The following is a 15,127-nucleotide window of genomic DNA, read 5'->3' as shown; positions in this document are numbered from 1 at the left end:
AGATACTATTTGTATATTTTCAGCTCCACGAAAAATTCTTTATCTGTTACTTCAATATATACTTCACTATAATCTATTTCAAAATTTGCCATAGTGGAATGGATTCCACTATCACTTAAAAAATGCACTGTACATATATTATTATCTTCTATATTACAAAATCTAATAAATATACTTTTAACAGATGGAAATTGTATTCTAGACTTTATGTACTTAGGCAGATTTTCAAAATATAAATTTACGCACCGATACTCCACTTCGATTATTAAATCAACGTTATATTCATCCTTTTGTATTTCCTTTACTGCGAAATCGCCTATTATTTTCAAATTGCTTTTTTCATAAATCATATGGCACCTCCAATAAAAGATATTAGTATTAGGCTATTTCATAAGTATCTTTATCAATTATATATTCTCTACCGGTCACAATATTACCTTTATCTAATAATCCTAAAACCATCTATATATTTCAAAAAACTATTTCTGTAATTTTCAACATAATATCCCTCATTGTATTTTTCATTTTTTTACATTTTAAAGCAACTAAATTTTGTACTACCAAAATTATCTACTAATGTAAACACTCATATTTAAATTTCAATATTTATAATTATATTGCGTATAAACATTAGTCTTTGGTAACACTAGATATGAAAAAATGTTTTGGAGGTATATATAATGAAAAATTTTCTAGTTTCAGCTATAGTAGATGTCGTAATAATCTTTGCTTCATATTTTCTATTTAGAAGTATTATAAGTGGGCCAACTCGTCACCGATTGTATGAGAAATTCATGAGTTCTTTCGCAAAATTCGTAATTATTATTTTTGTATCTACCGCACTAGTAACATCTCTCATAGCTCTAGTTTTATACAAAACACGATATATAGTATATATTAACATACTAGCTCCTGCCTTATTATCAATCCTTGTAGGTTTTGTTATGTCTACTGTACCTACTAGAGGCGCCGGTGATAAAGAAAAGAATGGCAAAAATAAATAAATAAATAAATATAAAGCAGCTTTTAGGATAATATTGTTTTTATATCATCCTAAAAGCCGCTCTCTTCTTTTACACATTCCCTAAATAATTAATTTAACAAAAGAATATGCTAATTTAAATCCATATAATATTATGACTATACCACATACTAAGTTTATTATTTTAATAACTTTAATGTTAAACTTCCCTTTAAATAGCGAAATAATAGTTGCTAATGAGGTAAACCAAATGAAGGACGCTAAGCATACTCCTATAATAAAGTAGCTTGACATGTTTACTGGAAGTGAAGCTCTCATCCCACCCAATAATAAGGAACCATCAACTAGAGCCTGGGGATTTAGCCAGGTTACTGCAAAACATGTCCATACTATTTTTATAAATGATTTATTCACATCCACAGTTTCTCCCGATTCAACTTCTGGTACTTGTCTCACGAGACCTACTCCAATGTAGATTACTGCTACACTACCTAGTAAAAGAATAAGTATCTTTAAAAGTTTAAACCTTTCCATAAGCGCCCCTACACCTAAAAAGCATGAAAGCGCAAGTGATATATCAAAAAATATAGTAATAAATGCAACTTGATATGCCCTTAGTCTACTTTTGCGTATAGCCGTATTTATTACAAATATGTTTTGTGTACCAATGGGTGCTACGTATGCGAAACCTAATAGTAAGCCTTGTATTATATATTTATACATTCCGGTCCCCCTAACTCATATATATCCTTATCACTTAAAAATTACCTCTTTATCTGCACCTCTATTTATGTGAGATTATTAATTTTTATAGATTACAATTTGAACTTAATTGTAATCTATAAAAATTTTAAATGCAATAATGTTTTCAGAAAATTGTGGCAAGATCCAGTTATATAAAACAAAAATAAACTGTTGACATTTATGCATTTGTTTTATATAATAACTAGTGTTGTCAGCAAGTAGAATTTATAACTTACATATTTCATGTTTTATATTTTCAAAAATATTTACCAATTTTGTTGACATTTATGCATTTGTTTTGTATAATTAAGTTGTCTTCGGGGTGTAGCGCAGCTGGGAGCGCGCGTGGTTTGGGACCATGAGGTCGCAGGTTCAATCCCTGTCACCCCGACCAAAAAGAGTTGTCTAATGACAACTCTTTTTTTATTATAAATTTTTATTCGTTAGTATGTATAAAACTCGTCATTTTTGACAAAATAGATAATAGCCTACTATTTTATTATTTTTTGTAGATAATATGCTAAAGTCATTACATATCTAATAACAACTTAGGAGTGATTATTTTGAATAAAATGTATAATGAAATTTTTAAATCCCTAGCCAAATCCTATTATGAAGATAATTTTGAAAACAAAGTACAGGAATTACTGTCTAAGGATAATATTAATAAAACTGAGTTAAGCTCCGTAATTTCCTCACTTTGCGGAGTTGAAGTAGACTTTTCTCATAATTACATAGATGATTTAAATAAAGCTATCCTTTCTTATGAATCAAATTATAAAATTGTAAATAAAATCAAAGGCTGCACTATGGATTGTACAGATAAGCCTGGAAAGACAAAATGTCAAGCTTCCTGCCCTTTTGATGCCATATTAATAGATAATAAAAGTAATACTACTTATATTGACAATGATAAATGCACAGACTGTGGTTTTTGCGTAGAAGCATGTCCGAATGGTGCCTTAATGGACAAGGTAGAGTTTATTCCTCTTTTAAATTTATTAAGAGGAGATTCGAAAGTAATAGCAGCTGTAGCCCCTGCCATTACTGGTCAATTTGGAGAAAATGTTAATATAAATAATCTTAGAACCGCTTTTAAAAAAATGGGGTTTACAGATATGGTTGAAGTTGCTTTTTTTGCGGATATGCTTACATTGAAAGAATCCGTAGAATTTGATGAGCACATTAAAACAAAAGAAGATTTAATGATCACCTCCTGCTGTTGTCCTATGTGGGTAGGGATGGTAAAAAAGATTTACCACGATTTAGTGAAGTATGTATCTCCCTCTGTATCTCCTATGATTGCCTGCGGTAGAATTTTGAAGAAATTAAACCCTAACTGCAAAGTAGTCTTTATAGGTCCCTGCATTGCAAAAAAGGGTGAAGCTAAGGAAAAAGACCTTTTAGGTGATATTGATTTTGTTCTTACATTCTCAGAACTTAAGGATATTTTTGATATATTAAACATCGACCCAGAAAAACTTCCACAAGCTGTATCCAGTGAGTATGCTTCCAGAGGCGGCAGGCTTTACGCTAGGACAGGAGGAGTATCTATAGCAATTGGAGACGTTATAGAAAAATTATTTCCTGAAAAATATCATTTATTAAATGCTATTCAAGGAAACGGTGTAAAAGAATGTAAAAAACTACTTACTAAAGCTCAAAATGTAGAGGTTAATGCAAATTTTATAGAAGGTATGGGTTGTGTTGGTGGTTGTGTTGGAGGGCCTAAAGCTTTGATTGACGCAAGCTGCGGAAAACGTAGAGTGGATAAGTTTGCAGAAAGTTCAAAAATTAAAACTTCCTTAGATAGTGATTGTATGAACGAAATTCTAAGTAGAATTGGAATTAATACTGTTGATGATTTTAAAGATAAAAACAAAACCAAAATATTCAACAGAGAATTTTAGATAATATTTTGCAATATAAATGCAAATTAAAATATGGTATAATACTCAGTAATTAATATATTTTTTTGCATTCAAAGGGGGGTTTTATGAAAGGATTACTTGAATATATAAGCGATAAAGATATTAGCCTGCTTAGAATTATAAATAATTCTTGGAAGTGTAGGTTTTTAGATATTATAATGCCAATTATGACTTACTTAGGTTCTTTTTCTTTTATGTTTATATTCTGTACCCTTGCTTTTCTATTTAATAGTACTATTGTTCACACCATAGCTATTAAAGCTATGATTTCTATAACAATCAGCACTGGCATTGGTAAGATTCTCAAAGTAAGCGTTACTAGATTAAGACCTTTTATAACAGTTCCAAACTTGAACATAAAAAAAATAGGCATAGATAAATACTCCTTTCCGTCAGGTCATACTACTGGTGCATTTTCATTAGCTATAATAATAGCTTTATATTTCCCTATATTTGGGTTTATAACTATACCCATAGCTTGTTGTGTAGGAATTTCTAGAATTTACATAGGCGTTCATTATCCTACCGATGTTATTATGGGTATTTTTATCGGAAGTACTTGTTCTTTTCTTACTTACAGATTTTTTTAATTTTAAATCCTAGTATTTAATTACATTTCGACCTGTTATACTTATATAAGAGGTGATTAAATGCTAAAAAATATTAAAGCTGCAATTTTCGATTTAGACGGAACCCTAATAGACTCTATGTGGGTTTGGGATAGAATAGATAAAAATTATTTTAGAAGCAGAAATATAGATTTACCTAAAAATCTAAAAACCCAAATAGAGCACCTTAGCTTCAATGAGACTGCGGCATATTTTAAAAATAATTTCGGTATATTAGATACTATAGACGAAATTAAAAATGAATGGAACGATTATGCCCATGAGGAGTATCTTAATAATGTAAAACTAAAGCCCGGTGTAGTTGAGTTTTTATCTTTACTTAAAACCCTGAATATAAAAATCGGTCTCGCTACAAGTAATAGTAAATTTTTGTTAGAAGCTGCACTACATTCTAATAATATATACCATTATTTTGACTGCATAACTCTAACTGATGAAGTATCTCGCGGGAAAGACTTTCCCGATGTATATTTACTTGCCGCTGAAAAATTAGGCGTAATCCCAGAGGAATGCATTGTATTTGAAGATATACTTCCTGCAGTTAAAGGTGCAAAATCCGCCGGAATGAGAGTAGTCGGTGTCTATGATGATTTCTCCAAAGAACAAAGGGACGATATTGTTAATCATGCAGATATGTATATAATAGGATATAACGAGTTAACTACAGCGATTTAAGACTCATGTGTATACATGAGTTTTTTTGTGAATGTTTTTGTTTTCTATCGAATAGAATATACTAAGAATAAATATAACTATTTAACATATGCACAAACTTGCCGATTAAACTCTATCATATTAATATATCATTATCTAAAAGAAGTAATTTACAAGGAGAGATACTATTGCTCATTTTTCTTTTTTCTATTCTTTTGATATGCTTTGGTATTTATTGTTATATTATGGACCAAAAATTATCAACTCAAAAAACCCAGCTAAAGATTATCTCTAGGCAAAATAGAGAACTCAAATCAAAAATTGAAACTTCACGTTGTGCTGAGGGTCCTATTGTAATAAAATACAAACTACCTCTTTTTAAAAGCGGAACTATAAAAGAGAGTTGTAGTTTGTATTTAAGTCCTATTGAAATTTCACCTGTTCTATCTAATATAGTTAAAAGTACGACCGTAGAGATTCAAGATTCCGCTGATATTTTTGATATTTCATGGTATGAAGTATCTATAAACTCTCAGACCACCATTAATAATAAAGGATGGATAAAAAAAGATAACATAATTACCCTGGACGACACTGTTAGTCACCAAGAGGAGATTCCTACTTAAAAAACAAAAGGCATATATCCATAAAATATATGCCTTTTAAAATTAATCTTTATTTCCATCAGTAATTAGTTTTTTCATTTTCAGAATGCTAATTATGTTATAATTTATAAATCAAACTAACAATCTTGTTAGAACTAAAGGGGTTTAATATGAGAATAATATCTAAAAGCAACCTATGTACAAATAGACCATATATAAATTTAAAAAAACTTTCAATAAAAAGTTCATTGAGAGTTGGTGAAATTACTGAAGCTGGGTTTAAAAGTACTTATATAATAAATCAACATACACAAAGCTTATCTACTAATGAGAATTACATTCTACAATTTAGTAAAGGAATTCAGAAAATGACACTTGATACAGAGCTACTCCATGAACTCTTATTAGTTGAAGTTAATTATTCATCTAAAAGTAGTAATAAATCTGCTAAATTCAAGGTCTACCTTGTCTTAGATAATATAAAATATTCCTTACCATTTAGTTCATTTCAAGATATTTATGATAACTGTATGGATATCCTAGCTAGAGAACTTGATGGAAAAGAAGAATTAACTTACATAAAAGAAAGCTTTAACAATTTAGAAAATGATGAAATCTCAGTAGATATAGAGTTGAATTTAGAAAGATTACAAGAATTTAAAAATAAGGTAAACTACAAACGAAATATTTATTACTTTGTTATAAATAACATTGCTTCAACTACTTCAAAGTATGATATTAACACTAAACCTAAAGAGATACTAATAAGTGATACTTTAAAAGTTCTAAGATACAACCCTTCTACAAGGCTTTATATCATACTAGAACCTATTGATGAAACAACTAAAATAAAATTAAACGAAAGTGATATTATTTGTAACCTCGGTGAAATTGATTTTCCTACTGTTAGCATATGCACGGGTTATGGGCTTGGAAAATTATTAGATGTTAAAAATAATGTTATTCCAAATACTAATACATTATCATTATTTGCAAATATTCTAGACCTAGGATTAGAAGTTTTAAAAAAGTGATATATATAAAAAGAGCTAGAAATTATTCTAGCTCTTTTTGTTGTAAATTATACGATTTTAGTTGTCCATTCTTCACAGTTCCATACATCTGTTACTACGTCTTGATAGAATTCTGGTTCATGACAAACTATAAGTATACTTCCTGTATATTCTTTTAGAGCCCTCTTGAGCTCTTCTTTAGCATCTACATCTAAATGATTGGTAGGCTCATCTAAGATCAATATATTAGTTTCCCTGTTTAGGAGTTTCGCAAGTCTTACCTTTGCTTGCTCTCCACCACTAAGCACAGTAATTCTACTTTCAATATGCTTTGTAGTAAGTCCACACTTAGCAAGCGCAGATCTTACCTGACCCTGAGTGAAGCTAGGGAATTCTTGCCAAAATTCTTCAATACAATTATTTCGATTGACTCCCTTTATTTCTTGCTCATAGTATCCTATATATTGATAATCTCCTACGTTTGTATGCCCTGAAACAGCTTTTATATCACCCATAAGACTCTTCAACAATGTTGTTTTTCCAACACCATTAGCCCCAACTAAAGCAATCTTTTGTCCTCTTTCCATATATAAATTTAATGGTTTGGATAATGGACTATCATATCCAGTAACTAAATCCACAGTTTTAAATAATATCTTCCCTGAAGCTCTTGCAGATTTAAAATCAAATTGCGGCTTTGGTTTATCTTTTGTAATTTCCATTTTATCAATTTTATCTAATTTCTTTTGTCTTGATTTTGCCATACCACTTGTAGATGCCCTTGATTTATTTTTAGCAACAAAAATCTCTAGTTTGGTAATTTCTTTTTGTTGTCTTTCATAATCAGCTTCCATTTGCTTCTTTTTAGCATCATGAACTCTCAAAAATTCGTTATATGAACCTATATATCTAGTTAGTTTTTTATTTTCCACATGATATATTATATTAATTACGCCGTCTAGAAATTCAATATCATGAGATATTAAGATAAATGCATTTTCATAATTTTGAAGATATCTCTTAAGCCACTCTACATGCTGCTCATCCAAAAAGTTAGTAGGCTCATCCAGTAGTAGAACATCTGGAGCTTCTAATAAAAGTTTTGCAAGAAGAATTTTCGTCCTTTGTCCTCCGCTTAAATCTGCAACATCATTTTCAAGGCCAACATCTTTAAGTCCAATTCCTACAGCTACCTCATCTATCTTAGAATCAATACCATAAAATCCATTATTATCGAGCTGATCTTGTATTGTTCCCATTCTATCTAGTAACTTTTCTAGTTCCTCAGGTGATGCCTCGCCCATTTTTTCTGTTACACTAAGCATTTCATCTTCTAAGTCAAAAAGATATTTAAAAGCATCCCTTAAAACTTCTCTAATAGTTCTTCCCTTTTCCAAAACCGTATGCTGATCCATGTATCCCACTCTTACGCTACTTGACCATTCAACATCGCCCTCATCTGGCATAAGCGAACCTGTAATAATATTCATAAATGTTGATTTACCCTCTCCGTTAGCACCTATAAGTGCTATGTGCTCCCCTTTAAGTAATCTAAAAGATACATCTTCAAATATTACTCTATCACCAAATCCATGGCTCATATTTTTTACTACCAATCTACTCATTTGTATTTCTCCTTACTATAGTATGATTTTATATATTTATAATTTTAAAACTATTTCTAGTTATATATCTATTTGTTCTTAATAATTAGATGTTGTATATAGATTCCCATGCAAAGAAAATACGTCCAATTTTATCTAAATATGCTTAATTCGAGTGTGCATTGAAAAATGACACATATACTAGTGTAATTTATAATTGTCTTTATGTCAAAACAATTTTATGGATCTTATATTACAAATTAATTCAGTGTGGTATACTACTATAGATAAATAGCTTAATATTTTATTAAAGATTGTTTTAACTATAAAAAATATAAGAGACATAATAATTATAAATTGTTATGTCTCCTTAAATAACACAGGAGGAATTTAAAATGGCTTGCAAATTTTACTTATATAAAGGTAAAGGCAGAAATTCAGAAAATGGACACCTTTGGATATATGCAAATGAAATCGAAAACTTTGATGGTGAATATGAAAATGGAGATATAATTGAGGTGTACAATTTTAGACAGGAGTTTATAGGGAAAGGTTTCATAAATGACGTTTCTAAAATTGCCATAAGAATAATGACAAGAGATATTCACGAAGAAATAGATGAAGAGTTTTTCAGAAAAAAACTTGCCGCTGCATGGAAATATAGACAAACCGTTATAGATACTTCTAGCTGTAGATTCTTGTTTGGAGAAGCAGATTTTGTACCTGGAATGATTATAGATAAGTATGAAGACTATTATGTTATTCAATCTTTAGCACTAGGAATCGACAAATATAAAGATATAGTTGTTAAGTTACTAATGCAGGAATACAGTGCAAAGGGTGTCTATGAAAGAAGTGACGCTAGAGTTCGCGAGCTTGAAGGAATGGAGAAAACAACAGGATTCTTAACCGAACCCTTCGATACCGATATAGAAATTATTGAAAATGGAGTTAAGTATTATGTAGATATTGCAAATGGTCAAAAAACCGGATTTTTCCTAGATCAAAAGGAAAACAGAGCAGCTATCCACAGATTATGCAAAGATGCTGATGTTTTGGATTGTTTTACCCACACAGGTTCCTTTGCGCTTAATGCAGGTATAGCTGGGGCTAAAAGTGTACTTGGAGTAGATATTTCTGAATATGCAGTAGATTGTTGCAGAAAAAATGCAGAGCTTAACGGACTTTCAGGTACTGTTAAATTTGAATGCCATAATGCCTTTGATGTATTAAGAGAATGGTCAAGAGAAAAAAGACAATATGACGTAGTAATACTTGATCCCCCAGCCTTTTCAAAGTCACGTTCTACTATAGACGGCGCAACACGCGGATATAAGGAAATTAACCTACGTGGTATTAAATTGGTTAAACCGGGCGGATATTTTGTAACTTGCTCTTGCTCTCATTTTATGTACCCTGATATATTTAGAGATACAATAGCCGATGCAGCATTAGATGCTAAAAGAACACTTAGACAAGTTGAGTTTAGAACTCAAGCATCAGACCATCCAATACTATGGAATTCTGATGAATCCTACTACTTGAAATTCTACATATTCCAAGTAGTTTAAAAAAATAAGAGTTTGCCCTATGAACTTTCTCCTGCGTGGCTTGCAATATGAGCTTGAAACATGAAATTTCATTAAGAAATTCTAATCTTTTCTGCTCTTCTTATTGCAAAGCACCCTGGTGCAAGGCACCCTGGTGCAAGGTCACTATGGAGAAATCCATACTAATATTTAATATTCATATCAAAAATAAAACTTGAAACTTTAGGATTAAATATGTTTTTTAACTCTTTGGAATTTATATTATAACTAAATATAGCCGTTGGATAGCAGAGTATTTCACTTATCATTACTTCTTTGCTATTTTTAGGCACTCCAGTAAAATATACAAGGCTGTCATCTTTGGACATTTCTACTAAAGCAGGATATGCAATTTTACTTACAATTGAATTGTTATCATTCGCTAAAGTGCTATCTGTTAATATAGTAGTTAAATGCCCTGTATCTAAAGACAACTCATATATACCAACCCCAGGATTTTCATTTATATCAGAACCACCGATAAGAACCTTTTTATAATTAGAATTATATGAAAGCGAATCTATTAGTGAAGCTTTTATCGTAGCAATTTTGCTTAATTTATTTCCATTTGAATTTACTTTAAAAATAGTATGAATCAATGGTTTTAGTTGTCCTTCATTTTTTTTCCAACTATTTAATCTTAAGCTATTCGAACAGGTTGATATAAGCAAATTATTATGTTTAATGCTAAAAGTATCTACTTCTCTATCTGAATCAGTATTGTCAATTATGTCATATGATTTTGTTTCAATTTTTATTTTAGCAACCTTAACTATTCCATGAGGAGCATTTAAAAAAAATATTGAATTATCATCCGAAACTCTGGGATGAGCTTTTCCAGACTTATTATCTGTAACTTGGAAATTTTTATTATCCTTTAAATTATGCAAATAAATTTGCCAAGGATCATAATCATTTAAAGCATCTACATAGACTATTTTAGAACTATCCTTATATAAATCACCAGTAATACATACCTGTCTATCAGTTATAAGATATTTCTCAATTTTACTTTTAACATCCAACGATAATATACTACCTTTATTATCCATGGAAAAAGCAGATATAATTAGTTTATCTTGTGATGATTCACATGGCTCATTTTTTTTAGCAGTAATTTTATTGATTAGAATATATCCAACTAACATAACTACCAATAAACTAAAAATCACAATTTTATAACTATTTTTCACCAACCAATTGCCCCCTAAATTCTTGATAACATTTTCTTAAACTATAATCCCATCCTTATATTCTGGAACAATATCTATAATATCTTTTTTGCAACAGTATTCTAAATCTGCTTCTAATCCTAACTGTGTGATCCTTTTATAATGACTTGCATATTTTATAAAACCATGAATATCTTCATTATTCTTATAAATATAATGTGAAGTTACAGCAATATCCGAAAGTTCTACTTCTATTTCTTTTAACACACAATCAATTATGTACCCACTGCATAAAAAATCATCTATAGAAAATTCACCGTAAGTTCCAGCATTGACTATTACTACATCATTATTTAAAGATACTATTCTATTTGCAGTAGCCTTAGCATTAATCATTGCCCCTATTAAGATGTTGCTTGCACCCACGCAGCCTTTTATAGCTTTAGTACCATTAGTTGTAGTCATAACAAGAGTTTTGCCTTCTATAGTGTCTCTAGTGTATTCTAATGGAGAATTTGAATAGTGAAATCCTTCTATTTTCAATGCGTTCCTCTCTCCACCAAGCATAAACTCTTCTTTGCTATTTCTCACAATCTCAGCTGCCGCGTCAACTGTTAAAACAGGAATTACGCCTTTGCATCCGTTGTTCATCGCAGTAGTTATTACACTAGTTGCCCTAAGCATATCTATTACTACCACTGTTTTATTTGCTATTTTCTCTTTTTTTATATCATCCGCAGAAATTATTATATCTATTTTCATATGTTTTTCCTCCTCTAATAATTCTTTTTGTCTTATGTGTCGCTAATATAATTATAGTACATATTACTATTTTATATAACAGTTTAGGATTAAGTAACCGTATAAAGTTCATTTATGTGCGTTATAAATAAAAACGTCATAACTCTTTATTATTTGTGACATCTAATACGAACCCTACGTACTAAAGATTATACGCATAGTCTCCACAACGATAATCATTTTTATTTCTTTTGTCTTTGCTTGAATTTTGACAACCAAAACCATATTTCATACCCTATGAATGTTCCGACTGTATTCATTAGTACATCATCTAATTCCACAAAACGGCCAGTAAAAGTTTGGAGAAATTCGATCATTACTGAGAATGTGAGACCTATTAAAACTCCATAAATCCATTTATCCCTAAATTTTTTGAAAACAATCGCTGAAAAGAACCCAAAAGGGATAAATAGTATTATATTTAACAAAATTGCCGGAGATAATCCTTCTTCAAATAAGACAAAACTGAACTGTACATTTCCATCAGATATTGAGGTTGTTCCGAAATTACCACCGATAATACCAGTGATGTTCAAAATCACAAGAACTGTAAGAATCCATGCGAACTCGCATAACATGCCAAGTGGTTTAAATTCAAGCTTTCTTTTAACTAAGGATTTTATACCATTAAATACACAGAAAACAATTAATGCTATACGTATGGAATAATGAAATGCAAATATCCCATTTTGTAAATAAGTATGTAACATATTTATTTCTCCCTTCTTGATTACAGATTATATGAATAATCTTTTGTTCACCTTACATATTTTCCACTTTCGTATTTCTGTTCTGAAGGACTTGAACGGTGCAACAGTATTGATGTGAACCCATTTCCACATTGACCGATTATATGGAGTTGATGAGGACCACTTTCTTTCGCTTTGCTGAAATAATTCGACATCTGTATAACTGTTAATCATTTCAATAATTTGCTGTTCTGCCTTTATAAACATAGTGCATAACTCTTTGAGAGTATATCCCTTGTATTGTTTATAAAAACTTTCATATAACCCACCCAAATCATTCCATTTATAGTTCGGAGTTGGCGTGATAACAATATGTTAATCTCTATAAATATATCACTATTATTTCCCATTAAATTATATGCCTTGATAATCATAAGTAATATCTCAATAACTTAGATATTACTTACAATAAAATCACCTTTAATTATTACTTTACCTGTACCTCCAACTCTCACCATAATATCATCATTCTCTCTATAGGCATATATATCAATTGCGCACGGAACTTTTACTATATATCCCTGTTCAGCTTTTATTGATATACTTCTTCTATCAGTATAATGATTCTTTAACAAATACGCACCCACTGCTGCATTTCCAATGCCGCATGCCGCATCTTCAATCCCCTCTCTTGGACATATATTTCTTGTATGAATATTAAATGAGTCATCTTTAGTTTCAAAACAAAACACTTGCACCTCTCTTACACCAATAAAATTACATAGATCTTTTAATTGACTTATGTTCCTTTTAACATTCATTAATCCATCTAAAGATTTTATTGGTACAACTAAGTGGCCTAATCCAGTATTTATACATTGTAGTGGTAAATTATCCATTATGTCATCATCATTAATTCCTAAAACTTTAGCTATTTTATACTTTTCCTCAATAATTAGCCCAAATTCAACAGTTTCTTGTTTCAATTTAACAACCATGTCATTATACTGCTCTTCAATATTAACTTCTTTTATTCCATCTTTTGTCTTGATTAAATATTTTTCTTTTATTATTGGACTTAATTTTCCTGCTTTTTCAAGTGCAATAAATGCAGCTACCGTAGGGTGACCTGCAATTTTGACTTCATTATCTGGAGTAAAATATCTAATATCAAAATCTATTCCATCTTCATCACTTTCGGTAATATACACCGTTTCGACTAAATTAAGTTGACGAGCAATATTTTGCATAACATAATCTTCTAACTCACCTTGATGAATAAATACAGCTGCGGCATTCCCACCTCGTCCATTATATGTAAAGCTATTTATGACGCAAAATTTTTTTATTACATCCATTTATGTTTTACCCCCCTACTCTTAATCAACTTAATGTTTTAGAATACCTAGATTTAATCGTTATCCCTCACTCATCTTACCCTTATACTCTTTAGTAAATAGAAATGGTAGGAATACAATAGCACAAAATATTAAACCTAATACTAAATATTTTGCTGTTATTACTGTGTCATAGGCACTACTCTCATTAATAATCATACTATTATTAATTAAATGAATAATTATAACTGACCAAATGTTTCTAGTTTTCATATAGACAAACCCAAGGAAAATACCAAGAAGAATACAATAGAAAATATGAGATATTACACAGTAAATAGGGGTTGATGGGCTATATAACATAAAGCAAAGTGGTAAATGCCATATTCCCCATATAAATCCTAATATAATAACGCCAAGTTTTTTACCAAATAAAACTTGAAGTTTTGGCTGTAAGTATTCTCTCCATCCCAGTTCTTCTCCAAAAAATATTATAAAAGATGAAACAACACCAATTGGTACAATAATAGTAAGTAAAGCAATACGCATCATAGTCTTTTTTAGTATTTCAGATAAATTACCATCAACAAGTCCACCAAACATAACTATAATTAATTTAAGTACAATATACAATAAACCTAATAGTATAACAGTCTTAAAGTTCTTTTTAAAAACCATACTAATTTTTTCAAAACGATTATCTTTGTTAATCATTATTATAGTAAAAGCAAATATACTAGCTATAATTACTAGTGTATTTATAACAATTGATACATGTCCCGGAAAAGCAAAAACTCCAACAACTAAAATAATGATACATAAAACACTAAAAATAATATAGAACGTAAAGAAATCCATCAATCCCTTAGAAATACTATTTTTTTCATAATAAATTCTTATCCCAATAGCCGCTAACGCAGGATAAAGCATCTGTACTATAGCAAATGCTTGGACACCACTCGCATCAATATGTTTATAAACAAAAAACATTATTAGACCCATACCAAATGTAATTGAAAAAGTAGCTAATAAGAATGCTAATATTTCATTTTTAATTTTAGTCAAATTTGTGTCCATAAAATCTCCCCCTTCAATAAACTATTTTTAAATAATTAGCTTTTATTCCCACCAAACTGCTACAAACATTATACCACTATTTACCATAGCAAAAAAAGAAAACTTCAGTGGAGTATAAATCTCCTTCTGAAGTCTTTATATGATAATTTAATCTTTCTTTTAAAACTTATAATTACAGCGCTTTTGCTCTTTTTGAGATAAGCTCTTTTTTCTTAGAAAATGCTAACGAAAGTATATATTACGCAGAATGCGTTTGAACAAGCCTTAGTAATTCACAATTTATTTTATTTTTAGCATATG

The 15,127-nt window shown here is 30.1% G+C and carries 16 protein-coding genes and 1 tRNA gene; 8 read left to right on the top strand and 9 right to left on the bottom strand.

Annotation, left to right across the window (positions count from 1 at the left end):
* Positions 1-5: 5 nt before the first annotated feature.
* On the bottom strand, positions 6-350 hold the full coding sequence (locus tag KTC92_RS13665; RefSeq protein ID WP_220286278.1) for a hypothetical protein: 345 nt from the start codon (positions 348-350) through the stop codon (positions 6-8).
* A gap of 330 nt (positions 351-680) precedes the next feature.
* On the opposite strand from KTC92_RS13665, the gene KTC92_RS13660 reads away from it, so the two are divergent.
* Positions 681-1,004, top strand: a complete 324-nt coding sequence (locus KTC92_RS13660; RefSeq protein ID WP_216303786.1) for a hypothetical protein — start codon at positions 681-683, stop codon at positions 1,002-1,004.
* A gap of 80 nt (positions 1,005-1,084) precedes the next feature.
* On the opposite strand, the gene KTC92_RS13655 is transcribed toward KTC92_RS13660, so the two are convergent.
* The gene (locus tag KTC92_RS13655) at positions 1,085-1,705 is read right to left on the bottom strand and encodes a LysE/ArgO family amino acid transporter (RefSeq protein WP_165412349.1); all 621 of its coding nucleotides are present in this window, start codon (positions 1,703-1,705) and stop codon (positions 1,085-1,087) included.
* Positions 1,706-2,044: 339 nt separating this feature from the next.
* Here KTC92_RS13655 and KTC92_RS13650 point away from each other — a divergent pair.
* The 6 genes from KTC92_RS13650 to KTC92_RS13625 all read left to right on the top strand — a co-directional run bounded on the left by KTC92_RS13650 (position 2,045) and on the right by KTC92_RS13625 (position 6,579).
* Positions 2,045-2,120 (top strand) — tRNA-Pro (locus KTC92_RS13650).
* A gap of 169 nt (positions 2,121-2,289) precedes the next feature.
* On the top strand, positions 2,290-3,636 hold the full coding sequence (locus KTC92_RS13645) for a [Fe-Fe] hydrogenase large subunit C-terminal domain-containing protein (RefSeq protein WP_216303784.1): 1,347 nt from the start codon (positions 2,290-2,292) through the stop codon (positions 3,634-3,636).
* A gap of 86 nt (positions 3,637-3,722) precedes the next feature.
* Positions 3,723-4,247, top strand: coding sequence for a phosphatase PAP2 family protein (locus tag KTC92_RS13640; protein WP_165412351.1), 525 nt, complete (start codon positions 3,723-3,725; stop codon positions 4,245-4,247).
* Between the two features lie 60 nt (positions 4,248-4,307).
* Positions 4,308-4,961 (top strand): HAD family phosphatase, encoded by a 654-nt coding sequence (locus KTC92_RS13635; RefSeq protein ID WP_220286277.1) that lies wholly within the window; start codon positions 4,308-4,310, stop codon positions 4,959-4,961.
* A gap of 167 nt (positions 4,962-5,128) precedes the next feature.
* Entirely contained in the window at positions 5,129-5,566 is a 438-nt protein-coding gene (locus tag KTC92_RS13630; RefSeq protein ID WP_220286276.1) for a hypothetical protein, read from the top strand.
* Between the two features lie 149 nt (positions 5,567-5,715).
* Positions 5,716-6,579 carry a hypothetical protein gene (locus KTC92_RS13625; protein ID WP_220286275.1) on the top strand — a complete coding sequence of 288 codons (864 nt, stop codon included), beginning with the start codon at positions 5,716-5,718 and terminating at the stop codon, positions 6,577-6,579.
* Between the two features lie 47 nt (positions 6,580-6,626).
* On the opposite strand, the gene KTC92_RS13620 is transcribed toward KTC92_RS13625, so the two are convergent.
* Positions 6,627-8,183, bottom strand: coding sequence for an ABC-F family ATP-binding cassette domain-containing protein (locus KTC92_RS13620; protein WP_165412355.1), 1,557 nt, complete (start codon positions 8,181-8,183; stop codon positions 6,627-6,629).
* 374 nt (positions 8,184-8,557) lie between these two features.
* On the opposite strand from KTC92_RS13620, the gene KTC92_RS13615 reads away from it, so the two are divergent.
* Positions 8,558-9,733: a class I SAM-dependent rRNA methyltransferase gene (locus tag KTC92_RS13615; protein ID WP_216303780.1), complete on the top strand. Its 1,176-nt coding sequence runs from the start codon at positions 8,558-8,560 to the stop codon at positions 9,731-9,733.
* A 161-nt stretch (positions 9,734-9,894) separates the two neighbouring features.
* Here the strand turns inward: KTC92_RS13615 and KTC92_RS13610 are convergent, their stop codons facing one another.
* From KTC92_RS13610 to KTC92_RS13585, 6 genes are all read right to left on the bottom strand, one after another.
* Positions 9,895-10,947 carry an S-layer protein gene (locus KTC92_RS13610; protein ID WP_258280607.1) on the bottom strand — a complete coding sequence of 351 codons (1,053 nt, stop codon included), beginning with the start codon at positions 10,945-10,947 and terminating at the stop codon, positions 9,895-9,897.
* Positions 10,948-10,980: 33 nt separating this feature from the next.
* On the bottom strand, positions 10,981-11,685 hold the full coding sequence (locus KTC92_RS13605) for a 2-phosphosulfolactate phosphatase family protein (RefSeq protein ID WP_220286273.1): 705 nt from the start codon (positions 11,683-11,685) through the stop codon (positions 10,981-10,983).
* 221 nt (positions 11,686-11,906) lie between these two features.
* Positions 11,907-12,434, bottom strand: coding sequence for a VanZ family protein (locus KTC92_RS13600; RefSeq protein WP_220286272.1), 528 nt, complete (start codon positions 12,432-12,434; stop codon positions 11,907-11,909).
* Between the two features lie 27 nt (positions 12,435-12,461).
* The gene (locus KTC92_RS13595; protein ID WP_366510024.1) at positions 12,462-12,779 is read right to left on the bottom strand and encodes a ClbS/DfsB family four-helix bundle protein; all 318 of its coding nucleotides are present in this window, start codon (positions 12,777-12,779) and stop codon (positions 12,462-12,464) included.
* 86 nt (positions 12,780-12,865) lie between these two features.
* Positions 12,866-13,771: a PhzF family phenazine biosynthesis protein gene (locus KTC92_RS13590; protein WP_220286271.1), complete on the bottom strand. Its 906-nt coding sequence runs from the start codon at positions 13,769-13,771 to the stop codon at positions 12,866-12,868.
* 60 nt (positions 13,772-13,831) lie between these two features.
* Positions 13,832-14,827 (bottom strand): CPBP family intramembrane glutamic endopeptidase, encoded by a 996-nt coding sequence (locus tag KTC92_RS13585; protein WP_216303775.1) that lies wholly within the window; start codon positions 14,825-14,827, stop codon positions 13,832-13,834.
* Positions 14,828-15,127: the final 300 nt, after the last annotated feature.

The sequence above is a fragment of the Clostridium sp. CM027 genome, assembly GCF_024730565.1.
Lineage (GTDB): Bacteria > Bacillota > Clostridia > Clostridiales > Clostridiaceae > Clostridium_AD > Clostridium_AD estertheticum_B.
Note: the sequence above shows the minus strand (reverse complement) of the source record. Positions and strands in the feature narration are given on the sequence as shown.

Coding starts and splice junctions, on each gene's coding strand:
- KTC92_RS13665 (WP_220286278.1), bottom strand. CDS start 350: ATGATTTATGAAAAAAGCAATTTGAAAATAATAGGCGATTTCGCAGTA.
- KTC92_RS13660 (WP_216303786.1), top strand. CDS start 681: ATGAAAAATTTTCTAGTTTCAGCTATAGTAGATGTCGTAATAATCTTT.
- KTC92_RS13655 (WP_165412349.1), bottom strand. CDS start 1,705: ATGTATAAATATATAATACAAGGCTTACTATTAGGTTTCGCATACGTA.
- KTC92_RS13640 (WP_165412351.1), top strand. CDS start 3,723: ATGAAAGGATTACTTGAATATATAAGCGATAAAGATATTAGCCTGCTT.
- KTC92_RS13635 (WP_220286277.1), top strand. CDS start 4,308: ATGCTAAAAAATATTAAAGCTGCAATTTTCGATTTAGACGGAACCCTA.
- KTC92_RS13625 (WP_220286275.1), top strand. CDS start 5,716: ATGAGAATAATATCTAAAAGCAACCTATGTACAAATAGACCATATATA.
- KTC92_RS13620 (WP_165412355.1), bottom strand. CDS start 8,183: ATGAGTAGATTGGTAGTAAAAAATATGAGCCATGGATTTGGTGATAGA.
- KTC92_RS13615 (WP_216303780.1), top strand. CDS start 8,558: ATGGCTTGCAAATTTTACTTATATAAAGGTAAAGGCAGAAATTCAGAA.
- KTC92_RS13605 (WP_220286273.1), bottom strand. CDS start 11,685: ATGAAAATAGATATAATAATTTCTGCGGATGATATAAAAAAAGAGAAA.
- KTC92_RS13600 (WP_220286272.1), bottom strand. CDS start 12,434: ATGTTACATACTTATTTACAAAATGGGATATTTGCATTTCATTATTCC.
- KTC92_RS13590 (WP_220286271.1), bottom strand. CDS start 13,771: ATGGATGTAATAAAAAAATTTTGCGTCATAAATAGCTTTACATATAAT.
- KTC92_RS13585 (WP_216303775.1), bottom strand. CDS start 14,827: ATGGACACAAATTTGACTAAAATTAAAAATGAAATATTAGCATTCTTA.